General features: G+C 71.7%; 16 protein-coding genes. 1 reads left to right on the top strand and 15 read right to left on the bottom strand.

Annotated elements, in window-relative coordinates:
• Window positions 1–26: 26 nt before the first annotated feature.
• From NYE39_RS10750 to NYE39_RS10795, 10 genes are all read right to left on the bottom strand, one after another.
• Window positions 27–1,052 carry a Gfo/Idh/MocA family protein gene (locus NYE39_RS10750; protein WP_072625989.1) on the bottom strand — a complete coding sequence of 342 codons (1,026 nt, stop codon included), beginning with the start codon at window positions 1,050–1,052 and terminating at the stop codon, window positions 27–29.
• Between the two features lie 182 nt (window positions 1,053–1,234).
• Window positions 1,235–2,119, bottom strand: coding sequence for an ATP-binding cassette domain-containing protein (locus NYE39_RS10755; protein WP_072625990.1), 885 nt, complete (start codon window positions 2,117–2,119; stop codon window positions 1,235–1,237).
• Window positions 2,116–3,156 carry an ABC transporter permease gene (locus NYE39_RS10760; RefSeq protein WP_072625991.1) on the bottom strand — a complete coding sequence of 347 codons (1,041 nt, stop codon included), beginning with the start codon at window positions 3,154–3,156 and terminating at the stop codon, window positions 2,116–2,118. Before NYE39_RS10760 ends, NYE39_RS10755 begins: the two co-directional genes overlap by 4 nt.
• Before the next feature lie 7 nt (window positions 3,157–3,163).
• On the bottom strand, window positions 3,164–4,135 hold the full coding sequence (locus tag NYE39_RS10765) for a substrate-binding domain-containing protein (protein WP_185221161.1): 972 nt from the start codon (window positions 4,133–4,135) through the stop codon (window positions 3,164–3,166).
• A gap of 79 nt (window positions 4,136–4,214) precedes the next feature.
• Window positions 4,215–6,179 carry a 3D-(3,5/4)-trihydroxycyclohexane-1,2-dione acylhydrolase (decyclizing) gene (gene iolD, locus NYE39_RS10770; RefSeq protein WP_341012665.1) on the bottom strand — a complete coding sequence of 655 codons (1,965 nt, stop codon included), beginning with the start codon at window positions 6,177–6,179 and terminating at the stop codon, window positions 4,215–4,217.
• Complete coding sequence (gene iolB, locus NYE39_RS10775) at window positions 6,176–7,150, bottom strand: 5-deoxy-glucuronate isomerase (RefSeq protein WP_341012666.1); 975 nt, start codon at window positions 7,148–7,150, stop codon at window positions 6,176–6,178. The genes iolD and iolB overlap by 4 nt, the downstream gene beginning before the upstream one ends.
• On the bottom strand, window positions 7,147–8,067 hold the full coding sequence (locus NYE39_RS10780) for a Cgl0159 family (beta/alpha)8-fold protein (RefSeq protein ID WP_341012667.1): 921 nt from the start codon (window positions 8,065–8,067) through the stop codon (window positions 7,147–7,149). Before NYE39_RS10780 ends, iolB begins: the two co-directional genes overlap by 4 nt.
• Window positions 8,064–9,008 (bottom strand): 5-dehydro-2-deoxygluconokinase, encoded by a 945-nt coding sequence (iolC, locus tag NYE39_RS10785; RefSeq protein WP_445667089.1) that lies wholly within the window; start codon window positions 9,006–9,008, stop codon window positions 8,064–8,066. The genes NYE39_RS10780 and iolC overlap by 4 nt, the downstream gene beginning before the upstream one ends.
• A gap of 17 nt (window positions 9,009–9,025) precedes the next feature.
• The gene (locus NYE39_RS10790; RefSeq protein ID WP_341012669.1) at window positions 9,026–10,009 is read right to left on the bottom strand and encodes a TIM barrel protein; all 984 of its coding nucleotides are present in this window, start codon (window positions 10,007–10,009) and stop codon (window positions 9,026–9,028) included.
• A 2-nt stretch (window positions 10,010–10,011) separates the two neighbouring features.
• Complete coding sequence (locus NYE39_RS10795) at window positions 10,012–11,034, bottom strand: Gfo/Idh/MocA family protein (RefSeq protein WP_341012670.1); 1,023 nt, start codon at window positions 11,032–11,034, stop codon at window positions 10,012–10,014.
• A gap of 141 nt (window positions 11,035–11,175) precedes the next feature.
• On the opposite strand from NYE39_RS10795, the gene NYE39_RS10800 reads away from it, so the two are divergent.
• The gene (locus NYE39_RS10800; RefSeq protein ID WP_164513640.1) at window positions 11,176–11,907 is read left to right on the top strand and encodes a GntR family transcriptional regulator; all 732 of its coding nucleotides are present in this window, start codon (window positions 11,176–11,178) and stop codon (window positions 11,905–11,907) included.
• 1 nt (window position 11,908) lies between these two features.
• Here NYE39_RS10800 and NYE39_RS10805 read toward each other — a convergent pair whose 3' ends face one another.
• Genes NYE39_RS10805 through NYE39_RS10825 form a run of 5 tightly spaced genes read right to left on the bottom strand, consistent with a single transcriptional unit; the run spans window position 11,909 to window position 15,953 of the window.
• A complete protein-coding gene (locus NYE39_RS10805; protein ID WP_072625996.1) occupies window positions 11,909–12,649 on the bottom strand; it encodes a hypothetical protein in 741 nt (246 codons plus the stop codon).
• Window positions 12,646–13,629 (bottom strand): vWA domain-containing protein, encoded by a 984-nt coding sequence (locus NYE39_RS10810; protein ID WP_341012671.1) that lies wholly within the window; start codon window positions 13,627–13,629, stop codon window positions 12,646–12,648. Before NYE39_RS10810 ends, NYE39_RS10805 begins: the two co-directional genes overlap by 4 nt.
• Window positions 13,626–14,609, bottom strand: coding sequence for a VWA domain-containing protein (locus tag NYE39_RS10815; RefSeq protein WP_072626400.1), 984 nt, complete (start codon window positions 14,607–14,609; stop codon window positions 13,626–13,628). The genes NYE39_RS10810 and NYE39_RS10815 overlap by 4 nt, the downstream gene beginning before the upstream one ends.
• Window positions 14,609–15,082: a hypothetical protein gene (locus NYE39_RS10820; protein WP_341012672.1), complete on the bottom strand. Its 474-nt coding sequence runs from the start codon at window positions 15,080–15,082 to the stop codon at window positions 14,609–14,611. Before NYE39_RS10820 ends, NYE39_RS10815 begins: the two co-directional genes overlap by 1 nt.
• Window positions 15,072–15,953, bottom strand: a complete 882-nt coding sequence (locus NYE39_RS10825; RefSeq protein WP_072625998.1) for a DUF58 domain-containing protein — start codon at window positions 15,951–15,953, stop codon at window positions 15,072–15,074. Before NYE39_RS10825 ends, NYE39_RS10820 begins: the two co-directional genes overlap by 11 nt.
• Between the last annotated feature and the right edge of the window lie 6 nt (window positions 15,954–15,959).

Here is a 15,959-nt window from a genome sequence, read left to right on the forward strand (position 1 = left end):
CCCTTCGTCGGGCGAAGGGGGGAGCCTCAGGGCAGGGCGACGTCGACCGGTCGTCCGCTTGCCAGGGACTCCATGCCGGCGGAGCAGACGAGCGTCGAGATCCACCCGTCCCGGCTCGTGGCACCCACGACCTCGCCACGCAGGCTCGCGTCGACCCAGGCCTGGACTTCGAGGTCGTACGCCCGCTCGAAGCGCACGCGGTAGTCGGGCACGATCGGCCCACCCCACGTGCCGGCCGCGCCGTCGTGGCCCGCGGTCGTCGTGTAGACCTCGCCCCAGGGTCGGCCGATGATCGCGCTGCCGTCCTCACCGACGGCCTCGACGCGGACCTCGTAGCCGGTGCGGCTGTTGACGAAGACCTCATTGGTCACCACCGCTCCCGACGCCATCCGGAAGATCGAGATCTGCGGGTCGACCACCCCGTCGAGGGCGTGCCGCGTCGGCGTCGGGCCGATGACCTGGACCGAGACGATCTCCTCGCCGAGCAGCCAGCGCGCGCAGTCGACCTCGTGCACGAGGGAGTCGCGCACGATCATCTCGGAGCGGAAGTCGGGGTTGGGCACGGACAGGTTGCGGTGCGTCTGGTGCAGCACGAGCGGGCGACCGAAGCGCCCGTCCGCGAGCATCTCGTGCAGCCGCACGTACTCGGGGTCGAAGCGCCGCATGAAGCCCACCTGCACCAGGTCACGTCCACCGGCGCGCTCGGCCTCGACGACCCGCCGCGACGAGTCGCCGTTCATCGTGAGCGGCTTCTCGCACAGGACGTGAACCCCACGCTCGATGCACGCGAGCAGCTGCTCCTCGTGGACCGACCCGGGCGAGGCGAGCAGCACCGCGTCGACACCCTCGTCGGCGACGAGGTCGAGCGGGTCGGCGTGCACCCGCACCGTGCCGCCGGACCCGCCGAGCTCGTCGGCGAGCGCCTGCGCCCGCTCGACGTCGGGGTCGGCGAGCGCCACCAGGCTCGCGCCGGCGATGCGTGTGGCCAGCCGGCGAGCATGGTCGGCACCCATGAGGCCGACGCCGACGACCCCGACGCGAAGAGAGGTCACCGCAGGCTCCCTTCGAGGCTCCTTCGTCGCACCTCAGGGACCGGTGGGCGAAGAGAGGTCACCGCAGGCTCCCTTCGAGGCTCCTTCGTCGCACCTCAGGGACCGGTGGGCGAAGAGAGGTCACCGCAGGCTCCCTTCGAGGCTCCTTCGTCGCACCTCAGGGACCGGTGGCCGAAGGGAGGTCACCGCGGCTCCTCCTGCCGCACCTGGGGCTTGTCCGGTCCGGCGAGCTGGGCCTCCGGGTTGTCCGGGTCGACGGTCTTGCCGGGGTCGACGTCGCCGAGCTCGTGCTTGAGCGCGTCGAGCTCCTGGCCACCGGCCATCTCCGCGGTCAGCTGGTCGAGCGTCAGCTCGTCGCGGTGCGCGTCGAGGGTGAGCCGACCGAGCTTGAGGATGATGAAGTGGTTGCCGACGAGGTAGGCGTGGTGCGGGTTGTGGGTGATGAAGACGACCCCGAGGCCGGCATCGCGAGCCTTGGCGATGTACTTGAGGACCACCCCCGACTGCTTGACGCCCAGGGCTGCGGTCGGCTCGTCGAGGATGATGACCTTGGCGCCGAAGTAGATCGCGCGGGCGATGGCGATGCACTGCTTCTGCCCACCCGAGAGGCCACCGACGGGCCGGTCGAGGTCCCCGATGTGGATCCCCATCTTCTGCAGCTCCTCGTCGGCGATGCGTCGCATCGCCCGCGAGTCGAGGAAGGGACCCTTGCGGATCTCGTTGCCCATGAAGAAGTTGCGCCACACCGACATGAGCGGCGCCAAAGCGAGATCCTGGTAGACCGTCGCGATGCCCAGGGCCTGCGCCGCGCGCGGCGAGGCGAGGTTGCGGCTCACCCCGTTGATCTCGAAGGTGCCCGTGGTGTGCTCGTGCAGGCCGGCCATGATCTTGATGAGCGTCGACTTGCCCGCGCCGTTGTCGCCGAGGACGCAGGTCACCTCACCCGGGTAGACCTCGAGGTTGACGCCCTGCAGTGCGTTGACGTTGCCGTAGGACTTGCCGACGTCCTGCATGACGACGAGGGGCTGGACGTCGGCCGCGCGCCGCGGCCCGGTCTGCGTGCTCATCGCGCATCCGCCTTCTTCTTGACGTAGAGGTTGACCAGGGTGGCGAGCAGGAGCATCGCGCCGAGGAAGGTGTAGAACCAGTCGACGTTCCACCCCGCGTAGTTGATGCCCAGGCGGGTCATGCCGAAGATCAGCGCGCCGAGGGCCGCACCGACGACCGAGCCGTAGCCACCGGTGAGCAGGCAGCCACCGACCACCGCGGCGATGATGTAGATGAACTCGTTGCCGACACCCTCGCCGGACTGCATCACCTGGTAGTTGAAGAGCAGGTGCATGCCGAGCATCCACGCGCAGAAGCCGACGGTCATGAAGAGCCCGATCTTCACCGCCTTGACGGGGACACCGACGGCGCGGGCGGCGTCGGCGTCACCACCGACGGCGAAGATCCAGTTGCCGATGCGCGTGCGCTGCAGGACGAGGGCGCCGATGACGACCATGACGAGCCAGTAGACGACGAGGGCCTTGATGTTGACCGGCCCGATCGACACGCTCCACGCGAAGACCCGCTGGGCCGACTCGAAGCCGTCCATGTCCGAGATCGTCGGCGTCGAGACCGTCCCGCCGACGAGTCGGGTGACCGCGAGGTTGGCGCCCTGGAGGACGAAGAAGGTCCCGAGCGTCACCAGGAAGCTCGGCAGCCCGGTCCGCATGAGCAGCCAGCCGTTGAAGGCACCGACGGCGAGCGAGAAGACGAGGGCCGCGATGACCCCGAGCCAGACGTTGAGCCCGAAGTTCCACGCCGTGAGGGCCGCGCAGATGCCCGACGCGGTGGCGGCGACACCGGTCGACAGGTCGAACTCGCCACCGACCATGAGCAGCGAGACGCCGACGGCCATGATCCCGATGGCCGAGGCCTCGTAGAGGATCGTGCCGGTGTTGCCCAGGCTGCGGAAGGACGGGGCGACGGCGAGGAAGAGGGCCATGACGGCCAGGGCCCCGATGAGGGCCCCGACCTCCGGTCGGGCGAAGAGGAGGCCCATCCTCCCCTTCGCCACGACCCGGTCATCGGCCTCGGGGGCGATCGAAGGTGCGGTCATCGGTGGATCAGTCCTCGAGCAGCAGATCGACGTTCTTGTCATCGACGAAGGCGGGGCCGGTGAAGCTCGGCTCGCCACCGCCGACGGACGCGCCCTTGTTGACGCGCAGCCACAGCGAGTCGACGGCCTGGTAGCCCTGGACGTAGGGCTGCTGGTCGACGGCCCACTCGATGTTGCCGTCCTTGATCTGCTGCAGCGCCTCGTCGTTGAGGTCGAAGGTCGCGACCTTGGCCTTGCTGCCGGCCTCGTCGACGGACTTCTGGGCGATGAGGGCGAAGGGGGCCCCGAGCGTCAGGACGTGGGTGATGTCCTTGTCCTGCTGCAGCTTGGCGGTGATCGTCGACTGGACGTTGGCGGTGTCGGTGCCCTTGACGTAGATCTTCTCCGACTTGTCGAAGGTCGCGGCGACGCCCTTGCACCGGGACTCGAGGCCGACGTGGCCCTGCTCCTGGATGACGCAGAGGGTCGTGCCCGCCTTCTCCTCCGTGAGCCGCTCACCGGCGGCCTCGCCGGCGAGCTCGTCGTCCTGGCCGAAGAAGGACAGCGCGCCCATCTCCTTCCAGTCGTCCATGCCCGCGTTGAGCGCGACGACGGGGATGTCGGCGGCGACGGCCTTCTCGACATTGCCCTTCATCGCCTCGGGCTTGGCGAGGGTGACGGCGATGCCGTCGACCTTCTTGTCCGTGGCCTGCTGGACGAGGTTGGACTGCCCGGCCCCCTCGGGGTTGGCGGTGTACTCGAGCTTGACGTTGTTCTTCTTCGCGGCGTCCTCGGCCCCCGCACGGACCTGGTCCCAGAAGGTGTCTCCGGGCTCGGCGTGGGTGATGAAGGCGACCGTCATCTCAGGGGTGTCGACGCCGCCACCGCCACCGCCGCCTCCCTCGTCCGTCTGCTTGCCCCCGGAGGAGGAGCAGGCAGCCAGGGCGAGAGCGGCCACGGCCGATGTCGCGACGACGCTGACGCGGGTGATACGGGACATGGGTCCAGCCTTTCTTCATCTCTCCCGCTCCGTTGCGGGGGACGTCGGGGAGCGGCGCCCGGGTGGCGCCGGCTTCGATTCAGTTGTGAGTGTCGCTGTCCGGTGTGCCGGACGGCGGGAGATCCGCCGGGGCGAGATGCGTTCGTTGCCGGGACTTCGCCTGCTCGTACTCGGCCCGCGCGGCGCGGGTGCTCTCGAGCTCGCTCACCTCGCCGACGGGCACGTCCCACCACGAGCGCGAGTCGGGCCCGACGACCATGGGGTCGGTCTCGACGTGGATGACGACGGGGCCTGCGTCGGCCGGCGCCGCCCTGGCCTCGGCGATGGCGGCCTCGAGGCCCGCCCGGTCGTGCACCTCGATGACGTGCGCGCCGAGCGAGCGGGCATTGGCGGCGAGGTCGACGGGCAGCCGGTCGCCGTCGAGGCGGCCCCCGTCGCCCCGGGCCCGGTAGGCGGTGCCGTAGCGCTGACTGCCGAGCGAGGCCGACAGCGACCCGATGGAGTGGAAGCCGTGGTTCTGCACGAGCACGACGATGACCTTGGTCCGCTCCTGCACGGCCGTGACGAGCTCGGTCGGCATCATCAGGTAGCCGCCGTCGCCGACCATGGCCCAGACCTCGCGGGTCGGGTCGGCCCACCGGATCCCGATCGAGGCGGGCACCTCGTAGCCCATGCAGGAGTAGCCGTACTCGACGTGGTAGCCGCGCCGGTCGCGCACCCGCCACGTCTTGTGCAGGTCGCCGGGCATCGACCCGGCCGCGCAGAGCACGACGTCGCGCGGGTCGGAGAGCTCGTTGACCAGTCCCAGCACCTCGCCCTGGGTGAGCAGCCCGTCGGCGAGCGCATCGGTGACCTCGGGCGACGGGTGGTGCGCCGCCTCGACCTGCGCGTCCCACTCCGCCCACAGCCGGGCCTGCTCCTGCCGGTGGTCGTCGGCGACGGACCAGCCGTCGAGGGCGGCGGTCAGGGCCGTGATCGCCTCGCGGGCGTCACCGACGACGGTCAGGCCGGAGTGCTTCACCGCGTCGAAGGGGGTGATGTTGAGGTTGACGAAGCGCACCCCGTCAGCGGCGAAGGCGGTCCGGCTCGCCGTCGTGAAGTCCTGGTAGCGGGTGCCGATGCCGATGACGACATCGGCCTGCGCCGCAACGGCATTGGCGGCCGTCGTGCCGGTCGACCCGACCGCTCCGAGGAGCTGCGGGTGGCCGTGGAGGAGCGACCCCTTGCCCGCCTGCGTCTCGCCGACGGGGATCCCGGTCGCCTCGCACAGCGCGGCGAGGGCGTCCTCGGCGCCGGAGTAGTGCACCCCGCCGCCGGCGACGATCATCGGGCGCTGCGCGGAGCGGATGATCTCGGCGGCGGCCGCGATCCGCGAGGCCTCGGCCGGGGGCCGGGCGATGTGGTGGGTGCGCTCGGCGAAGAGCTCGACCGGCCAGTCGAAGGCCTCGGCCTGCACGTCCTGCGGCAGCGAGATCGTCACCGCGCCGGTCTCGGCCGGGTCGGTGAGCACCCGCATCGCGGCGAGGAGGATCGCCGGCAGCTGCTCGGGCCGGCGCACCTCGTCGTAGAAGCGCGAGAGCGGGCGGAAGGCGTCGTTGACGGTGAGGTCGCCGCCGTGCGGCTGCTCGAGCTCCTGCAGCAGCGCCCCCGCGGCCCGGGTGGCGAAGGTCGAGCTCGGCAGCAGGAGCACCGGCAGCCGGTTGATCGTCGCGAGCGCGGCACCGGTGAGCATGTTGGTGCTGCCTGGGCCGACGGAGGCGGTGCACGCCCAGGTCTGGAGCCGGTCGCGCTGCTTGGCGTAGGCGACGGAGGTGTGGACCATCGCCTGCTCGTTGCGGGCGAGCACGTAGGGCAGCGCGGGCCCGCCCTCGCCGGCGGCGAGCTCCTCCTGGAGCAGGGCCTGGCCGACGCCGGCCACGTTGCCGTGGCCGAAGATGCCGAGCACCCCGGCGAAGAGGCGCTGGCGCTCCCCGTCGCGCTCGCTCCACTGCGCACCGAGGAAGCGCACCACCGCCTGCGCCACGGTCAGCCGCACCCTCGTCATCGCGCCTCCTCGGTTCCTGAGGAAGTCGCGCAGCGACTGTCTCGAAGGGCCCAGGTCTCCCGGATCGCGCCGTGCGCCGGGTCGTCGCAGATCAGCCAGGCCCGCTCGGGGCCGGGGCCGGCCATGACGTTGAGGTAGTAGAGGTCGGCGTCGGGCGCGGCCATCGCAGGGCCGTGCCAGCCGTGCGGGACGAGCACGGTGTCACCGGTGGCCACCTCGACGAGCACGTCGATGGGTCGCCCCTCCGCTCCGTAGACCTGCTGGTAGCCGACGGGCTGGCGGCCGTCCTCGCGGTCGGTGCCCCGGGTGAGCGGCGCCCGCCCGGCGTCGGCGTCACCGACGGACTGGGTCTCGAAGTAGTAGATCTCCTCGAGCTCGCTCTCCTGACCGGGCCGGTCGGTGTCGTGCTTGTGCGGCGGGTAGGAGGACCAGCCGGCGGCGGGGGTGACGACCTCGCAGACGAGGATCTGCTCGGCGCCCGGCAGCGTGTCGAGCATGCCGAGACCGCGCACCTCGCGGCTGCACGCCCCGGCTCCGCGCTGCTCGACCGGCACCTCGTCGGCGCAGATAACGGTGACCTCGCGCCCCCCACCGCTCGGGTCGTCGACCCGGGCACCGCAGACCGCGACGCGCGCCTCGGCGTCGCCGGAGTTGGTCAGCTCCAGGGCCGTCCCGGAGGGCGCGTAGAGCACGTCGGTGGGGCCGGCGAAGACGCTCGGGCGCCCGGCGAGCACGTGCTGGTCCGCGTCGGTGGTCACCCTCACCCCGCCGACGAGCGGCACGACGAGCGACTCCTGGCCGTCGAGCCGGTGGCCGACGGACGCACCCGGCGCGAGCACGGCCACCCGCAGGCTGGTGTGCTGCCAGCCGTCGATCTCGTCGGTGACCTCGACGGCCCAGGCACCTCCCTTCGGCGCGAAGGGGAGGTACCACCGGTCGTTGTCCGCTCCGGTGCGAGGGGCGTGGCTCATGCGGCACCTCCGTGGACGAGGTCGGCGGCGATGTCGACGGCGGTCGCGACGTCACCGTCGGGCGGGTAGAGCAGGGCGCGCCCGACGACGAGCCCGCGCACCTGCGGGAGGGTTAGGGACCGGCCCCACGACGCGTAGGTGTCGCGGGGATCGCCCTGGGGGTCGCCGCCGAGGAGCAGCGAGGGCAGGGTCGTGGCGTCCATGACCCGCTCGAGCTCGTCGACGACGGGCAGCTTGAGCCAGGTGTGCGCGCTCGTGGCGCCGAGCCCGGAGGCGACGGTGATCGAGCGGATCGTCGAGTCGGGGTCGAGGAGGTTGACGACCTTGCCGTCGCGACGGGTCGACCAGAAGGGCTCGACCATCGCCATGGTCGAGTTCGCGGCGAGCTCGGTGACCGCCCGGGCACTCGCCTCGAGGGTGGCGACGCTCGCCGGGTCGTCGAGGTCGATGCGGGTGAGCATCTTGCCGCCGTCGATCCCGCTGGCGACGATCTCGGCGGCAGTGTGGCCGGTGAAGCGGTCGTCGAGCTCGAAGGAGGAGCCCTGCAGGCCACCGCGGTTCATCGACCCGATGGCGACCTTGTCCTCGAGCGCCCCCATGAGGAGCAGGTCGTCGAGGACGTCTGGGGTGCCCAGCACCCCGTCGACGCCCGGCCGTGACAGCGCCGTGGCCAGGCGGCGCAGCAGGTCCGAGCGCGAGGCCATGGCCATCGCCTGGCCCCGCACGCCCAGGGCCCCGCGGGCCGGGTGGTCGGCGGCGACGAGGAGCATCCGGCCGTCGTCGGCGAGGAGCGGTCGGCGGGTGCGGGCGGCCCAGCCGCGGGCGATCGCGCCGGGGTCGGTGGCCCGGGTGCCGGTGATGTCGGCGATGTCGACGGCGACGGGGCGCGTCGCCCCGGTGACCGGCTGCGTGCTCATGCCCGGGCTCCCTTCGCCGCCCACGTCGCCAGGCCGGCCTCGACCTCGGCGACCGTGGGCATCGCGGTGCTGCACTCCAGCCGGGAGGCGACGATCGCGCCCGCGACGTTGGCGAACTCGAGGATCCGCCGCAGGTCCCAGCCCTCGAGCAGCCCGTGGACGAGGGCTCCACCGAAGGCGTCGCCGGCGCCCAGTCCGTTGACCACCTCGACGGCGAAGGGGGGAACCTCCACCCTCTCGTCGGCGGTCGCGGCGAGCACCCCGCGGGGGCCCTGCTTGACGATGGCCAGCTCGAGTCCACGCTCGAGCAGGGCGTCGGCGGCGCGCTGGGGGCCGGTCTCGCCGACGGCGACCTCGCACTCCTCACGGTTGCCGACGGCGATGGTCGCGTGCTCGAGGGCGCGGCCGACCTCGTGGGTCGCCTCGCTCGGGTCGGCCCAGAACATCGGCCGGTAGTCGAGGTCGAGGACGGTGTGCTCGGCCCGGCCACGCGCGGTGTAAGCGACGTGGTGGGTCGCCCGCGATGGCTCGGCGCTCAGCCCGGTGACCGTGGTCCAGAAGACCCGCGCGCCGCGGATCGCCTCGAGCGGCAGGTCCTCCTCGGTGAGCATGAGGTCGGGCGCGATCGGGTAGCGGTAGAAGTACAGCGGGAAGTCGTCGGGCGGGTGCACCTCGCAGAAGGTCACCGGCGTCGGCGGCCCCTCACCGCTGATCGGGGTGATGAAGTCACCGACGACACCGAGGCGCTCGGCCTCGGCGCGCACGTAGCGGCCGAAGGCGTCGGCCCCCGTCTTGGTGATGAGGGCGGCCGAGCGACCGTGGCGCGCGGCGGCGACGGCGACATTGGTCGCCGACCCGCCGAGGAACTTCTCGAAGGTGCGCACCTCCTCCAGCGGGACCCCGTGGTCGAGGGGGTAGATGTCCACGCCCGTCCGGCCCATGGTGATGAGGTCGTGGGTCACGCCTGCGTCCCCTCTCGCTGGTCGAGGTGCGAGGAGCTCTGCGACGAGCCTCGAGACCCCTCGACCACCCGCGCGACCTCACTCAGGTACCCCACCGACTCGCGCACGTCGGCGACCGGGTCCGCGGCCCCCTGCGGCGTGACGGGGTCGGCGGGGTCACCGGCCAGGACGGTGTCCTGCTCGAGGACGTACCAGCCGCCGTAGCCGGCGGTCTCGAGGGAGGCGACGATGGCGGCGATGTCGACGTCACCGCGACCGAGGGCGACGTACATGCCGGCCGCGACGGCATCGGTGTAGCTGGCCGAGCCGTCCTGCACCTTGCGGGCCCAGGCGAGGTCGACGTCCTTGAGGTGCATGTGGGCGATCCGTTGCGGGTGCTCCCGGGCGACTCGCACTGGGTCACCCCCGCCGATGAGCAGGTGACCGGTGTCGAGGCAGAGCCCGATGCGGGAGCCGGCGAGCACCCGGTCGGTCTCCTCGCCGGACTCGACCATCGTCCCCACGTGCGGGTGCAGGGTGGCCGTGAGGCCTTGCGCCGCAGCGGCATCGGCGATCCGGTCGAGGTTGGTCAGGAGCGTGGTCCAGCCCTGCTCGTCGAGCTCGGGGCGGGCGTCGTAGCCCTCCGCGCCGGTCGCGGCGGCGATGACGACCGTGGTCGCCCGGGCCGCGACGAGGCCGGCCATCGCGGTCTCGACGGTGCTAAGGGGGTCGATCGCCGGGTCGTGCAGGACCACGGGCACGAACTGCCCGACCGCCGCCAGGCCGTACTCGGCGAGGGTGTCGGCCTTGCCCTGCGGGTCGTCGGGGAGGAAACCGTCGGGCCCGAACTCGGTCGCCGCGATGCCCAGGTCGCGCATCTGGGTCAGCACGGTCGGCGGCTGGTGCTGCCAGCCCCAGCCGGGGACCTCGCACACCCCCCAGGAGATCGGGGCGGCGGCGATGCGCTCGGTGAGCGGGCGGCGCGTGGTGGCGGCGATCATGGTCACAGTCCTCGGATCTCGGTCATGGCGACGGGGCGGCGCTCGGCGCGCGAGAGCTCGCACGCCTCAGCGGTGCGATAGGCCTCGAGCGCGTCGGCGATCGTGCAGGGGCTCTTGCGGCGGCCCGCGGCCACCTCGAAGAAGGCGGTGAGCTCGGCCCGGTAGGCCGGCAGGAAGCGCTCCATGAAGGACCAGCGCTGCGGGCCGCGGGGGAAGTCGACGTCGGGCTCGGCGCTCACCATGGCCAGCGAGTGGTCGAGGCCGGCGGTGATCGTGCCGCGCTCGCCCATGACCTCCATGCGCACGTCGTGGCCCCCGCCGTTGTAGCGGGTCGTCGACATCAGCACGAGGGTGTCGTCATCGAGGGTGAGCACCGCCGCGCCGGTGTCGACGTCGCCGGCCTCGGCGAAGAAGTCGGCGCCCTTGTTGGCCCCCACCGCGTAGACGCTCGCGATCTCGCGGCCGGTGACGAAGCGGACCGCGTCGAAGTCGTGGACCCCGCAGTCGCGGAAGATGCCGCCCGAGGTCGGGATGAACTCCGCCGGCGGTGGCGCCTGGTCGTGGGTGTTGGCCCGGATCGTGTGGACGAAGCCGAGCTCGCCGGAGGCGACGGCCTCCTGCGCCCGGCGGAAGCCGACGTCGAAGCGACGCTGGTGCCCGATGTGCACCGGGACCTCGCTGCTCGCCTCGAGACGGGCCAGCTCGATCGTCTCGTCGAGGCTGCCGGCAGCGGGCTTCTCGCAGAAGGTGGGGACGCCCCCTTCGACACCGCGGCGGATCCACTCGGCGTGGCCGTTGGTGGCGGTCGCGACGACGAGACCGTCGAGGTCCGCGTCGATCAGCGCGTCGGGGGCGACGACCTCGACCTGCGCCACCGAACCGGTCGCGCGCAGGCGGGCGGCCACCTCGTCGGCGATGCCGTCGCGGGCGTCGGTGATGACGAGGGTGTCGACCTCCGGCAGCCCGACGAGGGTCTCGGCGTGGAAGGCACCGATCCGGCCGAGGCCGACGAGTCCGATCCGCATCCGGGGACGCTCCTTTGCGTGGTTCGTGCGGGGTGTGCGGGTCACTCTTCCCCACGCCCACGGGCCTGTCAACAGTTTGTCAGGACATACTGACGTATGGCTGTCATGCACCCCGCCGCGTATGCTCCGACCATGTCAGCGATGCAGCTCGAGGTGGTCATCGACCGGGAGTCCCCGGTGCCGCTGTACCACCAGCTCGCCGAGCAGCTGACCGCCGCGATCGACGACGGGCGCCTCGAGCCCGGCGACCCTTTTGAAAACGAGGTCGCCCTCGCGACCCGCCTCTCGCTCTCCCGGCCGACCGTCCGCCGGGCCATCCAGGAGATGGTCGACCAAGGGCTGCTCGTGCGCCGCCGGGGGCTGGGCACGACCGTCGCCAACCGCAAGGTGCACCGCAAGGCCAGGCTGTCCTCGCTCTTCGACGACCTCGAGGCCGAGGGGCGCGAGCCGCGCACGAGCGTCATCGAGATGGAGATGCGCACCGACGAGCGGGCCGCCGCGGCACTCGACCTCGCGGCCGACACCGAGATGCTCTCGGTGGTGCGGGTGCGCTCCGCCGGCGACCAGCCGCTGGCGATCATGCACAACTGGCTGCCGCCGGCCCACGCCGAGATCACCCTCGAGAGCCTCGAGGCCCAGGGGCTCTACGCGCTGCTGCGCAAGCGGGGGGTCAAGCCGGTCGTCGCGCGCCAGTCGATCGGGGCGCGCATGCCGACGGCCGCCGAGCGGCGGGCGCTCGGGCTGCGCTCCGGCCAGCCGGTGCTGACGATGACACGCATGGCCTTCGACGCCTCGGGGGCGGCCATCGAGTTCGGCGACCACGCCTACCGCGCCGAGGACTACACCATCGACCTCATGCTCGACGAGCGCTGAGTCACCAGGGCTTGTCGACGCCGGCGCCGGAGCTGCCCTTCTCCTCGCCCTCTTCCTCGCGGCGGTCGGTCTCGGACTGGCGCTGACCCTGCTGGTTGCGCTCCTCGAGCTCCTTCTGCTTCGGGTCCTTCTTCTCCTCGTCCTCGCCCTCGCCGTCGTCGCCCTGGTCCTCGGGCTCCTGCGGCTCCTCAGGCTGGGACTTGCCCGTCTGCTCCTCGAGCTTGTCCTTCTGCTCCTGCTGCTTGCGGCCGGCCTCACCGCCGTTGCCGTCGTCGCTGCCGTCGAGGCAGCCCTCGGGGCCCTCCTCGATGAGCTTCAGCGCTTCCTCGGCCAGCGACTTCTCCTTGTCCTCGTCACCGGCCTCCTTGGCGGCATCGGCCTGCTGGGAGATCGTGATGACGAGGTTGGTGCGCACCGTGCAGTCGTCCTGCGGGTTCTTGGTGCGATCCAGCGCGGTCTCGAGGTCGGCCCGGCCGCCCTCGAGGTCACCGTCGATCGACTTGCCGGTCCCCTCGACGAAGGGAGCCCGCCACCGCTCGACGATGTTGAGCGGGTGGAGGCGGTCGGCCGCCTTGACCATGCCGGGGCCGTCGTCGCCGCCGTGGGCGTCCTGCGCCTGCCCGATGAAGACGGGCAGGGTGAGGAAGCGGATGGCCAGGACGACCAGGACGATCGCCGGGAGGATGGTCGCGAGGATCATCCGGCGGCGGCGCCGCAGCCGCGGCTCGATGGGTGCCGTCATGGCGTGCCTCCTGCCTCGACCCGCCGCAGTCGGCCGATCTCGCGCGTGGTGACGAAGAGGTCGATGAGCAGCAGCAGCGACATGAGCAGGGCGAAGACCCAGATGAGCGAGGTGTAGGTCTCGATGGCCGCGCCCTCCCCTTCGACCGTCGTGCCGGGGTCGGCGTCCTCGAGGGCCGGGGCGATGTCGCCGCCGGCGCGGTGGGTGTAGGGCACGCCGAGCTGGTCGGCGATCTCCTCGAGCTGCTTCTCGTCGATCTTGCTGACGCCGGGGTTGCCCTGGCTGTCCTTGATGTCCTCACCGGTCGTGCCGTCCGCCGAGGTCGACGCCATCCGGCCGCCCGCCTCGGTCCCGTAGCCGAGGACAGCGCCACCATCGACGAGGTCACCCAGGTCGAAGGGGGCCGGCTCCTCGCTCGCGGTCTGCTCGCCGTCGCCGAGGTAGAAGACGACGCGCGAGCGCTCGGGCTGGCGCTTCTTGGCCCCCTCGAGGGTGAGCTTCAGCCGCTCCTGGGCGACGGTCACCGACGACCCGCCGGAGTAGAGGCTGTTCTCGGCCCGGAGGTTGTTGGCGGCCGTCTTCAGCGCATTGGTGTCGGTCGTGAGCGGCATCGTCACGCGGGCGGTGTAGTCGAAGGTGATGATGGCGAAGCGCGCCCCGGGCATCTCCTCCTGGATCTTGGCCATGTCCTCGCGATAGCCCTCGAGGCGGGTCTTCTCACCGTTGTGGTCACGCGCCATCGCCGAGGTCGTCGTGTCGACGACGAAGAAGACGCTGACGTCGGAGGCGGCCTGACGGGCGATCGCGCCGTTGACGGCCGGGCCCATGAGGGCGACGACCATCGCCACGGCGATCGCGAGCCGCAGCCCCCAGCGCACCCGGTGGTGGGAGTCGACGAGCAGGCGCCACAGGGTGAAGCCGACGAGGAGCAGCCCGAGGACGACGACGATCGGCCAGGGCAGGACAGGGTGCCAGCTCATCGGCGCCACCTCCACAGCAGCGGGTAGAGCACGACCAGGCCGATGAGGCTGAGCACGAGCCACACCCGCGGCAGGTCGGTGCGGACATGGACCGGCGCGACGTCGGGCAGCCGGGCCGCCTCGAGCTTCTCGATGTTCTTGGTCACCTCGTCGGTCGCCCCGGGCTGGTCGAGCCCCCAGGTCCGGCCCCCGGTCTCCTCGGTCGCAGCCGAGAGCTCGGTGTGGTCGCTGCCGATGGCGAGCGGGTTGAGCGCGTAGACGCGGATCTTGCGCTCCTTGGCCAGCTCGGTCGCCTCGTCGAGGGTGTAGACCCCGTCGCCGTGCACGTCGTTGTCGGTGCCGAGGATGATCGCGCGCGGGCGGTCCTCCTCGGCGTGGTCGAAGTTCTCCACGCAGCTGGCGAGCCCGTCGGGCACGAGCGAGCTGGCGAGGATGCGCTCGTTGAAGGTGCCCGAGGTCGGGTCGTACTCGCTGCCGCCGAAGAGCGAGAAGCCCTCGGCGTAGCCGGCCAGCTGCTCCGAGACGAGGTCGTAGTCGTCGGTGAGCGGGAAGGCGGTGACGGCCTGGTTGTTGAAGAGCACCAGCCCGATCCGCTCGCCGCGGAAGCTCTTGACGATCTCGGAGAAGTTCTCGAGCACGGCCCGGTCGGTCGAGTACATCGAGCCGGAGACGTCGAGGCAGAGCATGATGTCGCGGTTGTTCTTCTCCGGGTCGATCGTCTCGGTCGTACCGGGGCGACCGGCGGCGACGGCGAGCGGCAGGAGCACGACGGCCAGCAGCGCGGCGATGCTCGCGAGGCGCACCTTCTGCCGCCCGATCGCGGCGCGGTAGGCCGGCAGCCGGGTCAGTCGCCGTGAGTGGGCGACGAGCACCGCGTCGCGGGCGGCGGTGTCGCGCCCGGCGCGCCACCAGCCGAGGCCGGCGACCGCGAGGACCGCGAGGACCAGGAGCAGGGTGAGCCACCAGAAGGCCAGACCCATCACGACCACCCCCCGACGACGTCACGCGCGGCCTTGGCGGAGCGGGCGAAGCTCGGCGGGTCGGCCTCGGCCTGACCGAACTGCCGCGGGTAGTACTCCTCGATGAGCTGAGCCAGGTGCGCCGGACCTCGCTCACGCAGGTCGGCGGCGGTCATCGTCTCGGCCTTGAACCCGCTCGCCTTGCTGACGAAGCCGCGCACGATCTGCGACAGCTCGTGGTGTCCGGCGCGCGGCGAGGTCTTCTTGGCGGCGACCGCCGCCTCGACCTTGTCGATCCGGGCGAGGGCGTCGCGGCGCAGCTTGAGCAGCGCCGCGGGCGGCAGCGAGCCGGAGCCGTCCTCGGACTCGGGGGCGCGGGTGAGCAGCCAGATCCACACGGCCCACACGAGCAGCCCGAAGATGATGAAGAAGCCGAGCACGGGCCAGATGACCGAGTAGCCCTGCGGCTCGAGGTAGATCGGGTCAGCGTCCACGACGCCTCCTCTCGAGCATCTTGACGATCATCGGGACGACCTCGTCGGTGTGCCCGGCACGGGCCGACGAGACGTCGGTGCGCCGCAGCATCGCCTCGATGTCGTGGCGGCGGGTGCTCTCGGACCGGGTGAAGGCGGCCGCGAGCTCCCGGTCGGAGAGCAGCAGGTCGGGCAGCGGGTGATCGACGGCGACATCGCGCACGAGGGTCTCGGGGTCGACCCCGAGCGGGTCGAGGTCGGCGACGTCGACCCAGATCACCTCGTGCCGCAGGCGAAGGGAGCGCAGCGTGTCCTCGACCTCGGCCGGCTCGACGCCGTCGTCGGCGACGACGAGCAGCACCTTGCGGCCCTTGACGTTGCGGGTGATGTGCCGCAGCAGCCCGGGCAGGTCCGAGGAGGGCGAGTCCGGCTGCGAGCGCGCCAGGGTCTCCTGCAGCAGGTGCTCGAGGTGGCCCTCGGAGCTGCGGGCGCGCGTCGCGTGGATGCGTCCGGGGGCGCCGCTGATCATCGCGACGTCGTCGCCGTGGCGGATCGCGAGCCAGCCCAGGACGCCGGCGGCGAGGACGGCGATCTCGCGCTTGGGCTCACCACCGGCCGCGGTCGCGGCCATCTCCCGGCCGGCGGGCATGACGATGATGAGCGAGAAGTGGCGTTCGGCGACGTAGCGCTTGATGAGCATCGAGCCGTGCCGGGCCGATGCCTTCCAGTCGATGTCCCGGATGTCGTCGCCGACCGCGTACTCGCGCAGGTCGTCGAAGTCCATGGAGCGGCCCTTGTGGACAGAGGCGTAGCCGCCGTCGAGCAGCGCGACCGACCGGCGTCGGACGTGGATCGACAGCTTGCCCTTGACCTTGTGGACCAGACGCGTCATGACGTC

This window comes from Janibacter sp. FSL W8-0316, from assembly GCF_038004165.1.
Classification (GTDB): domain Bacteria; phylum Actinomycetota; class Actinomycetes; order Actinomycetales; family Dermatophilaceae; genus Janibacter; species Janibacter indicus.